Origin of the sequence: Sporosarcina sp. P18a (assembly GCF_002743135.1) — a bacterium.
Classification (GTDB): domain Bacteria; phylum Bacillota; class Bacilli; order Bacillales_A; family Planococcaceae; genus Sporosarcina.
In genome coordinates this window covers 1,354,078-1,369,287 of sequence record NZ_PDYQ01000001.1, presented here as the reverse complement: position 1 = coordinate 1,369,287, position 15,210 = coordinate 1,354,078, and the positions used below count along the sequence as shown (strand labels likewise).

General features: G+C 39.9%; 16 protein-coding genes. 11 read left to right on the top strand and 5 right to left on the bottom strand.

Annotation, left to right across the window (positions count from 1 at the left end; translation table 11 throughout):
* Positions 1–43 precede the first annotated feature (43 nt).
* From coxB to ctaG, 5 genes are all read left to right on the top strand, one after another.
* The gene (coxB, locus tag CSV75_RS06955; RefSeq protein WP_099632357.1) at positions 44–1,111 is read left to right on the top strand and encodes a cytochrome c oxidase subunit II; all 1,068 of its coding nucleotides are present in this window, start codon (positions 44–46) and stop codon (positions 1,109–1,111) included.
* Between the two features lie 33 nt (positions 1,112–1,144).
* Entirely contained in the window at positions 1,145–3,022 is a 1,878-nt protein-coding gene (locus CSV75_RS06950) for a cytochrome c oxidase subunit I (RefSeq protein WP_099675202.1), read from the top strand.
* Positions 3,022–3,648: a cytochrome c oxidase subunit 3 gene (locus CSV75_RS06945; RefSeq protein ID WP_099632355.1), complete on the top strand. Its 627-nt coding sequence runs from the start codon at positions 3,022–3,024 to the stop codon at positions 3,646–3,648. Before CSV75_RS06950 ends, CSV75_RS06945 begins: the two co-directional genes overlap by 1 nt.
* Positions 3,648–3,995, top strand: coding sequence for a cytochrome C oxidase subunit IV family protein (locus CSV75_RS06940; RefSeq protein WP_099632354.1), 348 nt, complete (start codon positions 3,648–3,650; stop codon positions 3,993–3,995). Before CSV75_RS06945 ends, CSV75_RS06940 begins: the two co-directional genes overlap by 1 nt.
* Positions 3,996–4,218: 223 nt before the next feature.
* The gene (gene ctaG / locus CSV75_RS06935; RefSeq protein ID WP_099675201.1) at positions 4,219–5,142 is read left to right on the top strand and encodes a cytochrome c oxidase assembly factor CtaG; all 924 of its coding nucleotides are present in this window, start codon (positions 4,219–4,221) and stop codon (positions 5,140–5,142) included.
* Positions 5,143–5,527: 385 nt separating this feature from the next.
* Here the strand turns inward: ctaG and ytvI are convergent, their stop codons facing one another.
* Positions 5,528–6,583, bottom strand: a complete 1,056-nt coding sequence (gene ytvI / locus CSV75_RS06930) for a sporulation integral membrane protein YtvI (RefSeq protein WP_099675200.1) — start codon at positions 6,581–6,583, stop codon at positions 5,528–5,530.
* Positions 6,584–6,687: 104 nt separating this feature from the next.
* Entirely contained in the window at positions 6,688–7,047 is a 360-nt protein-coding gene (locus CSV75_RS06925; protein WP_099633075.1) for a YugN family protein, read from the bottom strand.
* A gap of 332 nt (positions 7,048–7,379) precedes the next feature.
* Here CSV75_RS06925 and CSV75_RS06920 point away from each other — a divergent pair, with 332 nt between their 5' ends.
* Positions 7,380–8,396 carry a CAP domain-containing protein gene (locus CSV75_RS06920; protein WP_158231620.1) on the top strand — a complete coding sequence of 339 codons (1,017 nt, stop codon included), beginning with the start codon at positions 7,380–7,382 and terminating at the stop codon, positions 8,394–8,396.
* Here CSV75_RS06920 and CSV75_RS06915 read toward each other — a convergent pair.
* Entirely contained in the window at positions 8,393–9,124 is a 732-nt protein-coding gene (locus tag CSV75_RS06915) for an amino acid kinase family protein (RefSeq protein ID WP_099675198.1), read from the bottom strand. The genes CSV75_RS06920 and CSV75_RS06915 overlap by 4 nt on opposite strands.
* 111 nt (positions 9,125–9,235) lie before the next feature.
* On the opposite strand from CSV75_RS06915, the gene CSV75_RS06910 reads away from it, so the two are divergent.
* Both CSV75_RS06910 and CSV75_RS06905 read left to right on the top strand, forming a co-directional pair.
* Positions 9,236–10,648 (top strand): UDP-N-acetylmuramoyl-L-alanyl-D-glutamate--2,6-diaminopimelate ligase, encoded by a 1,413-nt coding sequence (locus CSV75_RS06910; protein WP_158231619.1) that lies wholly within the window; start codon positions 9,236–9,238, stop codon positions 10,646–10,648.
* Positions 10,649–10,719: 71 nt separating this feature from the next.
* The gene (locus CSV75_RS06905) at positions 10,720–11,160 is read left to right on the top strand and encodes a YlbF/YmcA family competence regulator (RefSeq protein ID WP_099675352.1); all 441 of its coding nucleotides are present in this window, start codon (positions 10,720–10,722) and stop codon (positions 11,158–11,160) included.
* Positions 11,161–11,311: 151 nt separating this feature from the next.
* Here CSV75_RS06905 and CSV75_RS06900 read toward each other — a convergent pair whose 3' ends face one another.
* Positions 11,312–12,181 (bottom strand): glycerophosphodiester phosphodiesterase, encoded by an 870-nt coding sequence (locus CSV75_RS06900; protein WP_099675196.1) that lies wholly within the window; start codon positions 12,179–12,181, stop codon positions 11,312–11,314.
* Positions 12,182–12,461: 280 nt separating this feature from the next.
* Here CSV75_RS06900 and CSV75_RS06895 point away from each other — a divergent pair, with 280 nt between their 5' ends.
* Positions 12,462–12,734 (top strand): YlbG family protein, encoded by a 273-nt coding sequence (locus CSV75_RS06895; protein ID WP_029052395.1) that lies wholly within the window; start codon positions 12,462–12,464, stop codon positions 12,732–12,734.
* Positions 12,735–12,748: 14 nt separating this feature from the next.
* On the opposite strand, the gene CSV75_RS06890 is transcribed toward CSV75_RS06895, so the two are convergent.
* Positions 12,749–13,144, bottom strand: a complete 396-nt coding sequence (locus CSV75_RS06890; RefSeq protein WP_369825344.1) for a DUF7147 family protein — start codon at positions 13,142–13,144, stop codon at positions 12,749–12,751.
* A gap of 71 nt (positions 13,145–13,215) precedes the next feature.
* Between CSV75_RS06890 and CSV75_RS06885 the strand changes: the two genes are divergently transcribed.
* The gene (locus CSV75_RS06885; protein ID WP_099675195.1) at positions 13,216–14,658 is read left to right on the top strand and encodes a hypothetical protein; all 1,443 of its coding nucleotides are present in this window, start codon (positions 13,216–13,218) and stop codon (positions 14,656–14,658) included.
* Positions 14,655–15,209, top strand: coding sequence for a 16S rRNA (guanine(966)-N(2))-methyltransferase RsmD (gene rsmD / locus CSV75_RS06880; RefSeq protein ID WP_099675194.1), 555 nt, complete (start codon positions 14,655–14,657; stop codon positions 15,207–15,209). The genes CSV75_RS06885 and rsmD overlap by 4 nt, the downstream gene beginning before the upstream one ends.
* The last annotated feature ends 1 nt before the right edge of the window (position 15,210 follow it).

Here is a 15,210-nt window from a genome sequence, read left to right as displayed (position 1 = left end):
GAGTAGAAAAACATTTTTTTAGAAAGAGAGGTATTAGTTAGCGATGATTAAAGGACTCAAAAAGTGGCGTCTCTTTTCTTTACTAGCGCTTTTCGCTGTGTTCATGGCAGGTTGTGGTAATGAAGAAATTTCAACCTTCCAACCAGCTGGACAAGTCGCTAATGACCAGTTCAAGTTGTTGCTATTAGCATCAGGAATCATGTTACTGGTTATCATTGTAGTAGTAATTATTTACACTGTTGCATTATTCCGCTTCAGACGTTCCAAGTTGGGTGAAGATCATATACCAGAGCAAGTGGAAGGAAGTCACACACTTGAGCTGATTTGGACATTCATTCCAATCGTATTACTTTTGATTCTTGCTATTCCTACCGTTCACTACACATATAAATTAGGTGATGTGAAAGCAATGGGAGCAGTTGATGAAGAAGGCAACGCTGAGAATCTAGTAGTAGATGTTACTGCGAAGTTATATTGGTGGGAGTTCGAGTATCCTGATCTAGGTATTGTTACGGCTCAGGAACTAGTAGTACCTACTGATGAAAAAGTTTACTTCAACTTGATCGCAGCGGACGTAAAGCACTCATTCTGGATTCCGTCAGTTGGCGGTAAGCTAGATACGAACGTGGAGAACGTAAATAAATTCTATCTGTCATTTGAGAAAGAATCCGATGGTTTGAAAGATGGCGTCTTCTACGGAAAATGTGCTGAGCTATGTGGACCTTCTCACGCATTGATGGACTTTAAAGTAAAAACATTACCGAGAGATCAATTTGACAGCTGGGTTACAGCTATGCAAAAAACTGCAGAAGAACCTGTTGTTGCAAATGCTGACGGCGAAAAAGTCTTCTCTCAAAGCTGTATCGGTTGTCACGCAGTTTCAGGTGTAGGTGAATCTGGTGCACAAGGACCAAACTTGGCTTCATTCGGTGATCGTAATCGTGTAGCAGGCTTCCTTGAACACGATGAAGAGAACTTGAAAGATTGGATTCGTGATACACAGAAACATAAACCAGGCAACACGATGCCTTCATTCAGTAAAGATCAAATTTCTGATGAAGACTTAGATGCATTAGCTGAATACTTAATGGGCTTAAAAGTTGCAAAATAATTTTCAAACGGAAATTGAATAGGAGGTAACACAGTGAGTTCAGTTGCTCAAAAAAGTGGCTTTGGCGCAACACTATGGGATTGGCTGACAACAGTCGACCATAAGAAGATCGGAATTCTGTATCTCCTCGGGGGATTATTCTTCTTCGTTCTAGGTGGTATTGAAGCGATGATCATTCGTCTTCAGTTGATAACACCAAACAACGATCTCGTAAGCGCAGGGCTTTTTAATGACTTAATTACAATGCACGGAACGACCATGATTTTCTTGGCAGCAATGCCGATTCTCTTTGGCTTTATGAACGCGATCATGCCGCTTCAAATCGGAGCACGTGACGTAGCGTTCCCATTCATTAACTCATTAGGTTTTTGGATGTTCGCATTTGGTGGTTTATTCCTTAATATCTCTTGGTTATTCGGTGAAGTTCCAGATGCTGGTTGGACATCTTATGCATCGTTATCACTTCACTCACCAGGACATGGTGTTGATTTCTATGCAATTGGTTTACAAATCGCGGGTGGTGGTACGTTGATGGCAGGGATTAACTTCCTTGTAACGATCATTAACATGCGTGCACCAGGGATGACGTATATGCGTATGCCTTTGTTTACATGGACTACGTTTGTTGCGTCTGCAATGATTTTATTCGCATTCCCTCCGTTGACTGTTGGATTGTTCTTCCTAACGTTTGACCGTATGTTTAGTGGTAACTTCTTTGATCATACGATGGGCGGAAACACGATTATCTGGGAGCATATTTTCTGGATTTTCGGTCACCCTGAAGTATATATCTTGATTTTGCCAGCATTCGGTATTTTCTCTGAGATATTCTCTGTGTTTTCACGTAAACGTCTATTCGGTTACACAGCGATGGTATTCGCTACAGTGTTAATCGGTTTCTTAGGCTTCATGGTATGGGCTCACCATATGTTTACAGTTGGTCTTGGGCCGACAGCAAACGCAATCTTCGCGGTAGCGACAATGGCAATTGCTGTACCGACGGGTGTTAAAATCTTTAACTGGTTGCTTACAATTTGGGGCGGAAGTATTAAAGTTACGACTCCAATGCTCTATGCTTTAGGTTTTATTCCTTCATTCGTAATGGGTGGAGTAACAGGCGTAATGCAAGGGGCAGCACCACTTGATTATCAGTTACACGATTCTTATTTCATCGTAGCTCACTTCCACTACGTAATTGTAGGTGGGGTAGTACTAGCCATTTTTGCAGGCCTTCACTACTGGTGGCCAAAAATGTTCGGTACGATGTTGAATGAGTTTTTAGGTAAAATCACTTTCGTATTCTTCTTTATCGGTTTCCACCTGACATTCCTAATTCAACACTGGTTAGGTTTCTGGGGAATGCCACGTCGCGTTTGGACGTTTATGGATGGACAAGGTTGGAACCTTGCGAACTTTATTAGTACAATCGGTGCGCTTTTAATGGCAATTGGATTTACAGTCATGGTAATCAACATCATTATGACAACTGTTAAAAATGAGCGTGTTGGAAATGACCCTTGGGGAGACGGACGTACACTTGAGTGGGCGATTCCATCACCACCACCTTTCTATAACTTCCCTGCAACTCCATTAATCCGTGGTTTGGACACATTATGGGTTGAGAAGATGGAAGGTAGTAAGGAAATGATTACACCAGCTGAACCTATTACGGACATTCATATGCCACACGGTTCAATTATCCCAATGTTGATGAGTCTTGGATTATTCATCGCTGGATTCGGTGCAATGTTCCACCAGGAAACTTCATGGGGACTAGGAGTATTGATCTTTGGACTTGCTTTCACGTTCGTAACAATGGCAACTCGTTCAGTGAAAGATGACCTTGGTTACTATGTTACAAAAGAGCAAATCTTGCAAGATCAAGAAAATTTTAAAAGGGGGCGTAACTAATGGATTTGAATACAAAATTCACCCCTGAAACGTGGCCCGCTCATCCAGAGAGAGCTACTTTGGAAGCAAAGAATAAATTCGTTGGTTTCTGGCTATTCCTTGGTGGAGAGACAATTCTCTTCGCTACGTTGTTCGCAACGTATATGGCTTTGAAAAACAAAGGCCCGAGTGGCTTTGGTTTCACAACGCAAGAACTATACACATTGCCGTTAGTATTTGTGATGACTATGCTTCTTTTAACATCGTCACTTACAAGTGTCTACGCAATGTATCACTTGAAGAGTTTCAACTTCAAAAAAATGCAACTATGGTTAGGTCTAACAGCATTATTAGGACTTGGATTCTTGATGTTAGAAGTATATGAGTTCTCTCATTACGTTCAAGAAGGATTTACTTTCAGTAATAGTGCGTTCAGTTCCGCGTTTTATACATTAGTAGGAACACACGGGTTCCACGTAGCAATTGGTTTAGTATGGGTCACTTTGTTGATCTTCCGTAACTCAAAGCGTGGATTGAATTTGTATAACGCAACTAAATATTATACATTTTCACTTTATTGGCACTTCATTGACGTAGTTTGGGTATTCATCTTTACTGTAGTCTACTTGATGGGAGTGGTCGGTTGATGTCAGAAGTTCAAATGATTAAAAGATCTCCTGCAGAACAGTCACTGTCTCAACGTCGAGCAAAAGAATCAATGCGCAGCCAAATTGCGATGTTTGCGCTGATGATTTTCTTAACACTTGTATCATTTTCTATGGTGTTTGCTCATCTAAATGACGTTGCTGGTTTCTCAAAATTCTTTGTTATTCCAACATTATTCCTCTTTGCAGCTGTACAAGTTGGTCTTCAACTATACTACTTCATGCATATGAATGAAAAAGGACATGGCGTACCACAAATGTTTATGTTTACAGGTGCAATGTTAGGATTTTTGATCCCACTAACATTTGTAACAATCGTTTGGTGGTAAGCAACAGAAAGGGCTTATGGATTCTTCCATAAGCTCTTTTTCTATTCGCTTTAAGATGAAATTGTCAAAGTTCGTACATTGAGTTATGAGCTATATGCTCGTATAATAGGCATAGGTAAGAACTTTGTCGACTTCGTGCTGTGATCGAATATCAATTGTAAATAACTCCGTATTACACACAGAATAGATTTAGTGGGTTAATTATTAAAGGAGAGTGATTGTTTTGCCGTTAAGTATTTTTGGTTTTAGGGCTTTGTGGAGTCCTTATTTCTTAATAGCCATAGCACTTGGAATCGTTTTATATTATCTTATAACTGTTAAATGGCGAGATCGTTTTGAGGGATCACAGCCGTTAACGAAACGACAGGCCGTGTATTTTTTAGCTTCCATGCTGTTACTGTATATTGTCAAAGGGTCACCAATGGATTTAATCGGTCATATTTTATTTTCTGTCCATATGGCCCAAATGGCTATATTGCTTTTGATTGTAGCACCGTTCTTCATAATTGGCATACCGAACTGGGTATGGGAAAAACTTTTATCATACACGATGTTCAAGAAAGTATTCATGCTATTAACTAAACCGCTCATTAGTTTATTACTGTTTACATTTATGTTCTCGATGTATCACTATCCACTCATACTGGATCAAGTGAAGTTGAGTTTGCCTTTACACACGCTTTTCACTATCACACTGTTCTTCTCTGCTATTTGTCTCTGGTGGCCAGTAGTGAATACAGTAAAAGGACAACCGCAACTACACGGTTTGAAAAAAATAGGATATGTAATATTGAGTGCATTGCTCATTACACCTGCTTGTTCGTTAATCATCTTCGTGGACGTACCGGTGTACGAAACCTATAACAGTGGTGAAGCATGGCTACAAGCGATGGCACTCTGTGTACCAAGCGGAACTTTAGCAGGTCTGTCAGGCCTTGGCATCTCGGGACCTGAACTATTCACAAATATGCCTACGTTGTATGATCAGCAATTAGGTGGAATATTGATGAAAGTTATTCAAGAACTTGTTTATGTAGTCGTTATTGGTCGCATTTTCTATAGCTGGTCAAAGTTTGAAAAAGACAATGCGGATGAAATCACACGAAAAGATTTACTCAAACGCCATAACTTAACTATGCATGGCTGATTGTGCAAAAGGGAGTTAGGGAGTAATATGACTACCCGCAGCCCATCGGTACTATTTTCATCAGCTTATCTGCTATTTTGGTCGCGATTGGATGGTAGTTGATACGGCAAAGAAAAATGGGAGTATACCAAAAAACCATGTTACATCTGCCATCTGATTTTCTACAGTAATTACAAGGATCGTCATGTACTTGTTGCTGTATGCCTTCAAGAAAAGTAGAGAAACAACTTCTGTATGTAAAGTGATTCGTAGTATTTCATATTTCATTTTAGACTGAAGCCATACCCTAAAGGGACGGCTTCAGTCTTTTATATCTAGCAAATTCATAAAGTCGTACGTTGTATATACGAAAAGGGATACCTCCATGGAGATATCCCTTTTCGTTTTAAATCTTGAAATTCAGTTTGATGATGCCTGCTTCTCTTGCTGTATTAAAAAGTATGACGAGCAATGGTCCAATGAAGAAACCGAGAATACCGAAAAGTTTCAAGCCGATAAACATCGCAATCAAAGTAGGTAATGGAGATAATCCGATTTGAGAACCCATTACTTTTGGTTCGACAGTTCTTCTGATAATCAAGAGGATTACAGCTAATATAGCTAATTTTGTCCCCATTGCGATATCGCCTGAAATATACTGATAGATCGACCAAGGCGCCAGAATTATAATCGAGCCGAGTATCGGAATGATATCAATAATCCAGATCACCAACGCCATCACTACTGCATATTTAGGAATGATCACGAGTAAGCCGATAAAGGAAACGGCTAAAATAATTAAGCTAACAAGCAATTGAGCTTTAGCGAATCCTACTATGACGTAACGTAATCGGCTCATCATATAGTGGACTTTTTCCGCAGTAGCTTCTGTTAAATGAAAGTAAAAAGTTTTTTTCAAGTTTGGCAATTCCAACATGAACAAAAATAGTGCGATCATGAACACAATAAAACTAACAAGGAAATTGGGTATATCCGATATTATGGCTAAAATTCGATCGTAACTTAAAAGTGTAATGATTGAAATCCGAATGGATTCGATAATTTCATTGAATTCGTTCTCCAGCATAGCCAAAATATCTTCGGGCATACCTACTGTGTACTGAAATAGCTTGCTTTGCGTGTTAATCCATACACTTGAGAGAGAATTTAAGTGATTCGGAATCTCTTTTGTAAAATTAACTATTTTTCCGATGAGTGTAGTGACGGTATAGAATAGAACAAGCACACTGATTCCAACAAATACGATAAAATTCACAATGACAGAAACTTTACGCTTCCACTTAAATCGTATTTCTACCCATTTTACAAGTGGATCTAAGAATAGTGCCGTAAGCAAAGCCAAAATAATGGGAATGGAAACGGGTAAAATAAAGAATATAATAACCAATAGTACGATGATACCGAATGCAATCATGATATTACGTTTTGTGAGCAATTTCAAAAGTGATCGTCCTCCACATAGATACTGTTTTTATTATAACCAAATTAGTGGAGTAATAGTAGAAAAAGCCGAAGAACATTTAGCTCTTCGGCTTTCCCATATCATTACAAACTATATTGCTTTAACTCGTCATATACCTTCTTTAACGTTAGTTCGCAATCCTTAACTAAGCTAGCAGGGAAGTCTTCTTCTTCGCCATACTCAACGCCGTGTGGGTAGTAGTGCTTTCCTAGAACAGGTTGCTTTAGACGAACCGTAGCTTTTCTACCATCGATATCGCCTTCAACCAGTTCGCCGAAGACGCGCAAGTAGTATGTACCTTCTTTAACAATATACTTCTTATCGAAAGTTACACGCTCATAATCCCATTGTCCATCAATTTCAAGATTGTTCTTATTCATAATTTCTTCCATTACTCGTAAATCTGCTACAAGGCCTTTAAGGCCAATATTTTCAACATACATCTGTATATCCCCCTCTATGTTCGTCCTGACGAATACGTATACTATTATATCATAAAACAAATCGTTTTTAGTTGCAATGACAACATTGTGTCAACGCTTTCCTTCCTGTCCGATATAGGTGACTATAGTGTGTGTCTTCTGTACAATATAAGAATGTTACCGATTTAGAATTGATGTTCATCTTGAATAAATATTCACCGCAAAATGAATTCTTGTAATATGTAATATTATTATAGGAGTAGTATATAAAGAGTGGAAAGGAAGATAACATGTGGAGAGTAGGATGGAAGATTCTTGTTTTGCTTTTGATCGTAATGGGAGTCTTTTATTTCATGACTGATAAAATAAGTGAAAATTTGCCCCTAGAGTCACCGGTACAGCATGGTTCACCGATTGCCGTTCCTGAAAAAGGTCCATCGATAGGCGGAGAAGGTATGCCGAGGCCCAATGAAGGCATGTCAGTACTTGTTGGGCAAAAAATTAATAAGCTGGAAGAACAATTTGGTAAACCTTCAAGGATTGAACCATCGAGTTTTCAGTACGAATGGTGGGTTTATACGGAAGAACCGCGTTTTATGGCAGGGGTTTTGAATGGCAAAGTGAACCAAATATATACTGCTGATCCTACAACAGATTTAGCTCCGTTTAAAATCGGACAAAACGTACAGGATATTCACCGCTTTACGCCAATTGAATCCGAGATTGACGTGACGATTAATGAAAATATTTATACATTTTCGTTAAATAGTGAAGATATTAAGAATCGGCTTCTTATACCCTATGAGAATTTGTATGTACAATTATATATAGATCAAGTAGATGGCGGGATCGAAGGTGTACGGTTCATCAATCCGACTACTTTGGTGAAACATCAGCCTTATGACATGACCTATCTGGGAGAAATGATGGAAGCGCCAAAGCCTTCATCTACTGTTCAGACTGAAGTGGATCGAGCGATGGAGCGACAGACGTTTGAATTGACTAACCAATTGCGTGAAGGGCATCAACTGCCTCTTTTATCATATAATGATAAGCTGGCCACACTTTCAAGAAAGCATAGCCAGGAAATGATATTCCGTAAATATAGTTCTCATGATGAAGGACCTGTGGAAGTGTTTGCTGATCGATTAAAAGATGTTGGACTAACACCAAGCAAAGCTGGCGAAAACATAGCGTTTAATTATATTGATGCCATTGAAACTGTACATGGTTGGTTAAATTCTCCAAAACACCGGGATGTCTTACTGAATCCGAATTTCACGCATACCGGCATTGGTGTTTATAATAAATACTATACTCAGTCATTTATGGCGCAGACTGAATCGGAAAACTCCATACATGATGACTAAGGAAGAATCCATGTACCTTCCTCATTTGATGCGATGCCTCGTATATGAAGAGGCATCGCATTTTGCTTTGCATACACTGCTGCTTTTTCCTGAATAATGGGTCGATTACATTTTAGTAATGGAAGAAATTCATCGAATGTGAGTCGATCAAAACGCTTATAATCAGAAGTAGTATGAGGATCTGCTGACATGACGCCTGGTACATCTTTGAAAAACTCTACATGATGAGCTTGCAATGCAGAGGCTAATGCGATCGCTGTCAAATCACTGCCACCTCTACCGAGAGTCATAAACTTCCCTTGTACATTCATACCTTGAAAACCGGGGACGATGATACATGAATGCGTTTGAAGTGTACTGACAATGTGTGTACTGTTAATTTTATCAATCGTTGCGTTACAGAAATCTCCCGATGTGCGAATGCCTGTATTTTGTCCATAGACAATTGTGTTATCTATACCTTCTGTAGATAATTCTGCAGATAATACAGCTGAAGCGATTAATTCACCGCATGCAGCGGCCAAGTCTCTGGCTTCGCCGGATTTTGAGAAGGAGTCCGTAAGAGTAAGTAAATCGTCTGTGGAATAGGCGTCGCCCCCTCTACCCATTGCAGAGACTACAACGATGACGGCACGGTATTTCGACAACGCTTGTCGAATATGCTGAATACACTTGGTACGTTGTTGTTGATTCTGCATGGCAATTCCGCCAAACTTCTGGATAATCATAGAATCCCAACTTTCTTCGTGACATTCTTCTTACGCCTTTCATAGAATACTTTATGCTTCGTTTCATTATATTCTCTGAAGAATAAAATGTTCGGGAAGGGGCGGGAGACCTTGCTTTTATCTGAATTACTAAAAGATTGGCCATGCACTATTTTACAGGGCTCAATTCGGCGAACGATCGATGGGATCACGGAATCTTCAAAGAGGGTTAAGAAAAACTATGTATTTGTAGCAAAGAAAGGCGTTAAGACAGATGGCATGATATTTATTGAAAAAGCGATATTAAATGGAGCCAAAACGTTGGTAATCGATCGAGATAACCTAGATCGAACACGCATACCAGAAGAAATTACGGTCGTTCTGATTCCTGATAGTTCGCTATTTATTTCCTATGCAAGTGCGAAATTTTCAGATAACCCGGCTGAAGAATTATGTATCATTGGCATTACGGGAACAAACGGTAAAACTACAGTCAGTCACTTTACCGGGCAATTATTAAAAGAACTCGGACATAAAACAGCTGTTATAGGAACGACGGGTCTTTATATTGACGGTAAGCTAACAGAGACGATTCGAAATTCTATGACGACGATGCCGGCTGAACAATTACATCCTTTTTTACGTAAATGTATTAAGCAACAAGTGACCCATATTGTTCTTGAAGCGTCTTCAATTGGGTTATCCACCAATCGTTTAGCGCACTGCCCGTTAACTGTTGGTGTTTTTTTGAATATTGGGATGGATCATTACGCAGAACATGGAGGTAGGCAGCCATACATCGACGCCAAAAAACTACTCATTCCATTGGCTGATCAGCTTGTGATGAATGAAGATGACGAGACGTGTCGTGCTATAGGAGAGGAATTAACTACACCACCAATTTATTTTAGCAGTCGACATATTCATGGCACGCAACAACAAAAGGTTCTACTTGCTAATCAAGGTCATCATAACGAAATGAATGCAAGAGCGGCTATAGGAGCTCTCATGGCACTCGGTTATTCATTACGCGCAATAACCCCCCATTTGCATGCTTTGCGTCTTCCAACTGGACGTCTGGAGAAATACGAAGAAGCGGGTATTGAAGTGTATGTAGACTATGCTCACACACCAGATGCTTTGCAAGCGGTGTTGGAAGCCTTGTCTGAGTCCTCCAAACGGTTGATTACTGTATTTGGATGTGGTGGAGGGAGAGATCGTCAGAAGCGTCCACAAATGGGTGCGGTAGCTGCTCACTACAGTTCACACGTAATTTTGACTTCAGATAATCCAAGAATGGAAGATCCGTCACAAATTATTGTGGATATTTTGGCAGGCATGGCGGGATTTGCTACACCTGTCGAAATCTTCATCGACCGTCACCAGGCAATCCAATACGCTGTCACACAAGCACAGCCTGGCGAGATTGTGCTCATTGCAGGGAAAGGACATGAACAAATCCAGCAAATAGAGAATCAGACGACGCACTTTTGCGATATGGAAGAAGTAAAAAAATCATTTCGTAATCGAAATACCAAAAAGTAAAAGTCTTAATGAATAGTCGAGGAACTAGTTTTTTGTTATGATAGTTGTGATAGGAGGTGCGGCAATTGGTAATGATGACAGATGAGTGGATGCGAGTCATCGATATGGCGGAAGAACTTTCCGATATGCTGCTGTGTTCTGAAGTGGTGAAAACCTATCAAGACGCACATAACCGTGTATATTCAAACGTCGATCTGCGAAAAAAGATCATGGATTTCACTAAAATGAAAGAACAATATGAGGATGTGCAGCGTTTCGGGCGCTATCATCCAGACTATAAAGTAATTATGAAGGAAATTCGACTTCAAAAGCGTGAACTGGATTTGCAAGATGAAGTGGCTGCCTTGCGTCTGGCTGAAAATGACGTACAGGATCTGTTGGACGAAATTGGTATCTTGATTGGCCGGTCTGTTTCAGAAGCCGTGAAAGTACCAGCAGGCGACGGCACATTCTCCAACAGCTCTTGTGGCGGAGGTTGTGGTTCAGGCGGTAGCTGTTCTTGTTCGGCATAAATTATTTCATAAGAATGAGTAACCCCCTGCAGAAACAAATTTGCAGGGGGTTACTTTTTAAATAAAGTTAGTATCAAAAGAGCAAGGAAACGTTAAGCAACGTTTTGCGTAAAAACATGTCCACAGTAAGCATTCTAGTCACTTTGAGTCTTTAGTTTTCATTAAAGAATGTCAACAATTGTTTTGGATAACTGGTTATGAAACCATCGACATCCAATTTGGCTAGTTTTGGAAGTTCATCCGTTTCATTCAATGCGTAAAATACAGTTATATTGAGATCTTGTAAAAAGCGGACGAAGCCTTCTGAAGCAAGTGGGAACACACCGATTTTTTCAGGCAGGCAGAATAGATCTGCGTTTGGCCGGTACAGATGACCGAACTTGCTCGTGTAAGCGACGTATGCTTTTTTTATTTCTTCACTTCCTGCACCTAAAGCAACAGAATTCTGCGCATACAGATTAAATCGATCGATTTGTTCATCGTATTGACTCGTCACTACAACACGTTCAGTAGCATCCATCTCTTTTAATAATCTCCACAGTTTGGAAGGGATTAAACTTCCTTCATATGTTGTAGGGCAATCATTCATAGAGACGACAAGTAAAAGATGGGGGAACTTTTCCAACAGTTCACGTAACGACACACTAGATAAATCACTATGCAAAGTATCAAGATCATGGGCATTATGATGTTTTGTCAGGATTTCATCTACCGCAGGGTCGGCTATTTCATTGGAAAGCAAAAGTTCTCGGTTAGGCACTAAAAGAATGTCTTCATCTTTCGTGAGTTGTATATCGACCGCGAATCCGTGAACACCTAAATCAGCAATCTCGGTATAAGCGGTAAGTGGGTCAACTTCTGTATTTTGGCACAGTTGTGCATCGGTTAAAATAGCTACTTCAGAAAAACTAAGCGCTTTCTTTTCAGCACGTGGTTCTTGTTTTGCTATCACTTTTGTAGCCGCCCATGCAGCCACACTTGCAGCTCCGACAGTTAATGCAACGTTTGTTTTCCTTCCCAATCTAAAACCTCCCCAATACTATAATGAGTTTTCACATTTTTGTTAAGCGATGTTTATACTTCAACTGAACAGAAAATACTTGTATCCAATCATCTTGTAAAAAACAAAACAGCTTGGATTCAGATAAATGTCTTCTTAAGTGTAACCTATTCCAGAGAAGGTGTGCAAACAAAGATTGAGGACGGGCCTGGTTTCATATATACGCAAACATTTCATATGCAAGGTTGCAGGACTTTTCTCACCTATGGTATTGTATGAAGTAAGAAAGAGGGGGAGAATCATGATTGATCGACAAGGCATAATTGTCTATCTCCATCATTTAAAACAAGCAAAATCATTGCGCAAATTCGGGCATGTTCATTATATTTCTAAACGAATGAAATACGTTGTGCTTTACTGTGACATGGAAGACGTGGAAACGACAATTACTAAGTTGGAGCGTTTATCGGCTGTACGGAAAGTATTGCCTTCACAGCGTCCCTTTGTTAGCACGATATATGAAAATGCAAAGCCGGATAAAGCAAAAGAATACGATTATAAAACAGGTTTGTAACTTGCTGCCGCTTATTAATTTAGCGGCGGCAACAAGTGGTTTAAGCGTAAGATACCAGTAATATATTGGTAAAACAGCTCGTTCTCAGCAAATTCAGTTGAATGTTTTATTTCAACTCGGACGGGCTTTTTATTTAGCGACTCTGCATGCTCAACAAACAAGTCATACCGTTTCGATGGTTTGTCCGCAGAATAACGAATTCCTTCCCTGCAAATATAGATCGGCATGAAATGACTGTTTTCAGTTGCCGGTGTAAGAGAAACTGCTAATGACAATTGTTCATTAGATTTATATTTGGATGAAAAAATATAGGACTTATGAATTCGGTCGGCGTTTGTAGACATGATTTCGAGTAATTCATAGATGTCGCTATAGCCTTCCCCTAGTTCGATAAAACGTTGTTGGATCATAATCAAGCGCTTCCTTTCAGGCGATTAGTAATGGTTCGTGTCCATCATACCATGTGATGAGGTGTTGTACGTTGAAAGTTATTATAAGGATTTTATTTCTTTTGGCGGCAGTAAACGGAGGACTCGTTTATTTGCATTACAGCCAATCGGCCAATGCAAAGGGAGAAGGCGCGAATTCAAATACGTATCGTCAGGAAATCGAAGTCATCAATCGAGCGGATGGATTGTATATTCGTCACCACTTTTATAACTTGTCAGATGGTAGACACGAGATTATCTGGCCGAAAGGAAGTGTGGAGCACGGATGCGAAGCTGAGGACTCCTCCGCATGCGCTCGACTCAATGATTCTCTTGTGGCATTTGAAGAAGGTGAAAGTGGTCAACAATCCGTTCAGTATAAATTGCTGAAAAAGACACCGCTTACCGAGCGTAAACTATTTAAGGAGCCATTTGTGGTTCTTCGGGAGGCAAAGCCACTCACGACAGTTCTTCACGTGACAGATGAGCAAGGTGTTGGTGGCATGTGGGTGTCTGGGTTGGAACGTGTAGGAAAGGCAAATAAAGAGCGTGTTACTTATCGTTTATATCGTGGCGTAGGATTTGTTAATGAGCTGTATTGGCAGAAACAGGACGTGCCACTTGCATTCTCTTCAAACAAGCTGACAATCTTTGGTGAAGGTATCGATAAAAAGTATAATGACCGACTGGTTAAAATGCTAGAAGCTATTGGCGGGAATCATATAAGTGTAGTGTTAGCTTCAAGTAATCAGCCGTTGTATGCGGAACGCTTTATTATAGAGAAAACGGACAATATGTCGCAAGTAATAAAACAAGTAGCTAGAATGAGTGTCCAGTCGCGTTTCACTTTCCAAACGGACGAGCCATCCATAAGCAGTATGATAGCCTCTATACTTGTAGACGAGCCTATCGGAACAAAAGTGGAACAAGCAGCATTTACACGTTTGAAAGAATCCATCTCTGCAGAGCAATACCAACAATTCCGTCAAAACATTCAGGAGACAATAGGTAAAAAAATATCTTCATCCGATTTGGATCGGTCGTTATCAAAGATACTAGCGTTCGACACGCACTATTTTCATAAAACGATGAAGGAGCAGCGGTATAACTATCCTTTTTTGTTATTGGATCCACGGACTGTATGGCTTGATGGGGAAGAAGTTCCGGAAGTGAAGGTAATAGTACAGGATGGTAAAAGTTTTTACCCTGCAGAAGAATTATTGTCCAAAATGGGCTATTCGATTCGTTCAAACGAGCAGTCGATTTATTTCGACAGTCCAAATCGCACCTATCGTTTTTCTAAAGTACAACCTTTCTACATTATGAATAATCGCAAATATGATTATACGGAAAAGCCTTATACCACAATCAATAAAACGTTATACTTTGATGAAAATTGGTTGCGCCGAATCTTCTTAGTGTTAATTGATAAATCGGATGAAACTATTTCTATCGAACAAATTGAAAAGTTACTAAAGGAGATGGAAAAAGAATGAGAGTCATTTCCGGTTCGAGAAAGGGTACATCATTGAAATCCTTACCCGGGACGTCTACGCGACCGACATCAGACAAGGTAAAAGAGTCTATTTTCAATAAAATCGGTCCTTACTTCGATGGAGGAACTATTGTTGAGTTATTTGGCGGTAGTGGCTCCGTTGCCATTGAAGCGTTATCAAGAGGGATGGAACAGGCTATTGTATTTGAAAAGAATCCTAAAGCGTGTGCTATTATCAAAGTAAATACAGAAAAGTGCCGAATGGAAGAATGTCTGCGGATTGAAAAAAAAGATGCACGACAGGCAGCTGCGATTCTTAAGCAGAAAGAAGTCTCTATTGATCTGCTATTTGTAGACCCCCCCTATGCAACGGTTGAATACTATGATGTAATTAAAGATGTAATAACGCAAGGGTTGCTAGCGGACGATGCAATTATTATTTGTGAACATGATAAACACATAGACTTGCCTGAACACTACGGTACATATGGTCAAATCAGTTCCGCTGTTTATGGAAGTACTGCTATTACGATTTACAAGAAAAGAGGCTAAC

What these genes read in the sequence shown, in the direction of transcription:
- CSV75_RS06915 (WP_099675198.1), bottom strand. Translation starts at nt 9,124, where the DNA reads ATGATTATCCAGAAGTTTGGCGGAATTGCCATGCAGAATCAACAACAA.
- CSV75_RS06920 (WP_158231620.1), top strand. Translation starts at nt 7,380, where the DNA reads ATGACTGATAAAATAAGTGAAAATTTGCCCCTAGAGTCACCGGTACAG.
- CSV75_RS06945 (WP_099632355.1), top strand. Translation starts at nt 3,022, where the DNA reads ATGGATTTGAATACAAAATTCACCCCTGAAACGTGGCCCGCTCATCCA.
- CSV75_RS06890 (WP_369825344.1), bottom strand. Translation starts at nt 13,144, where the DNA reads ATGATCCAACAACGTTTTATCGAACTAGGGGAAGGCTATAGCGACATC.
- CSV75_RS06940 (WP_099632354.1), top strand. Translation starts at nt 3,648, where the DNA reads ATGTCAGAAGTTCAAATGATTAAAAGATCTCCTGCAGAACAGTCACTG.
- coxB (WP_099632357.1), top strand. Translation starts at nt 44, where the DNA reads ATGATTAAAGGACTCAAAAAGTGGCGTCTCTTTTCTTTACTAGCGCTT.
- CSV75_RS06895 (WP_029052395.1), top strand. Translation starts at nt 12,462, where the DNA reads ATGATTGATCGACAAGGCATAATTGTCTATCTCCATCATTTAAAACAA.
- rsmD (WP_099675194.1), top strand. Translation starts at nt 14,655, where the DNA reads ATGAGAGTCATTTCCGGTTCGAGAAAGGGTACATCATTGAAATCCTTA.
- CSV75_RS06905 (WP_099675352.1), top strand. Translation starts at nt 10,720, where the DNA reads ATGATGACAGATGAGTGGATGCGAGTCATCGATATGGCGGAAGAACTT.
- CSV75_RS06925 (WP_099633075.1), bottom strand. Translation starts at nt 7,047, where the DNA reads ATGTATGTTGAAAATATTGGCCTTAAAGGCCTTGTAGCAGATTTACGA.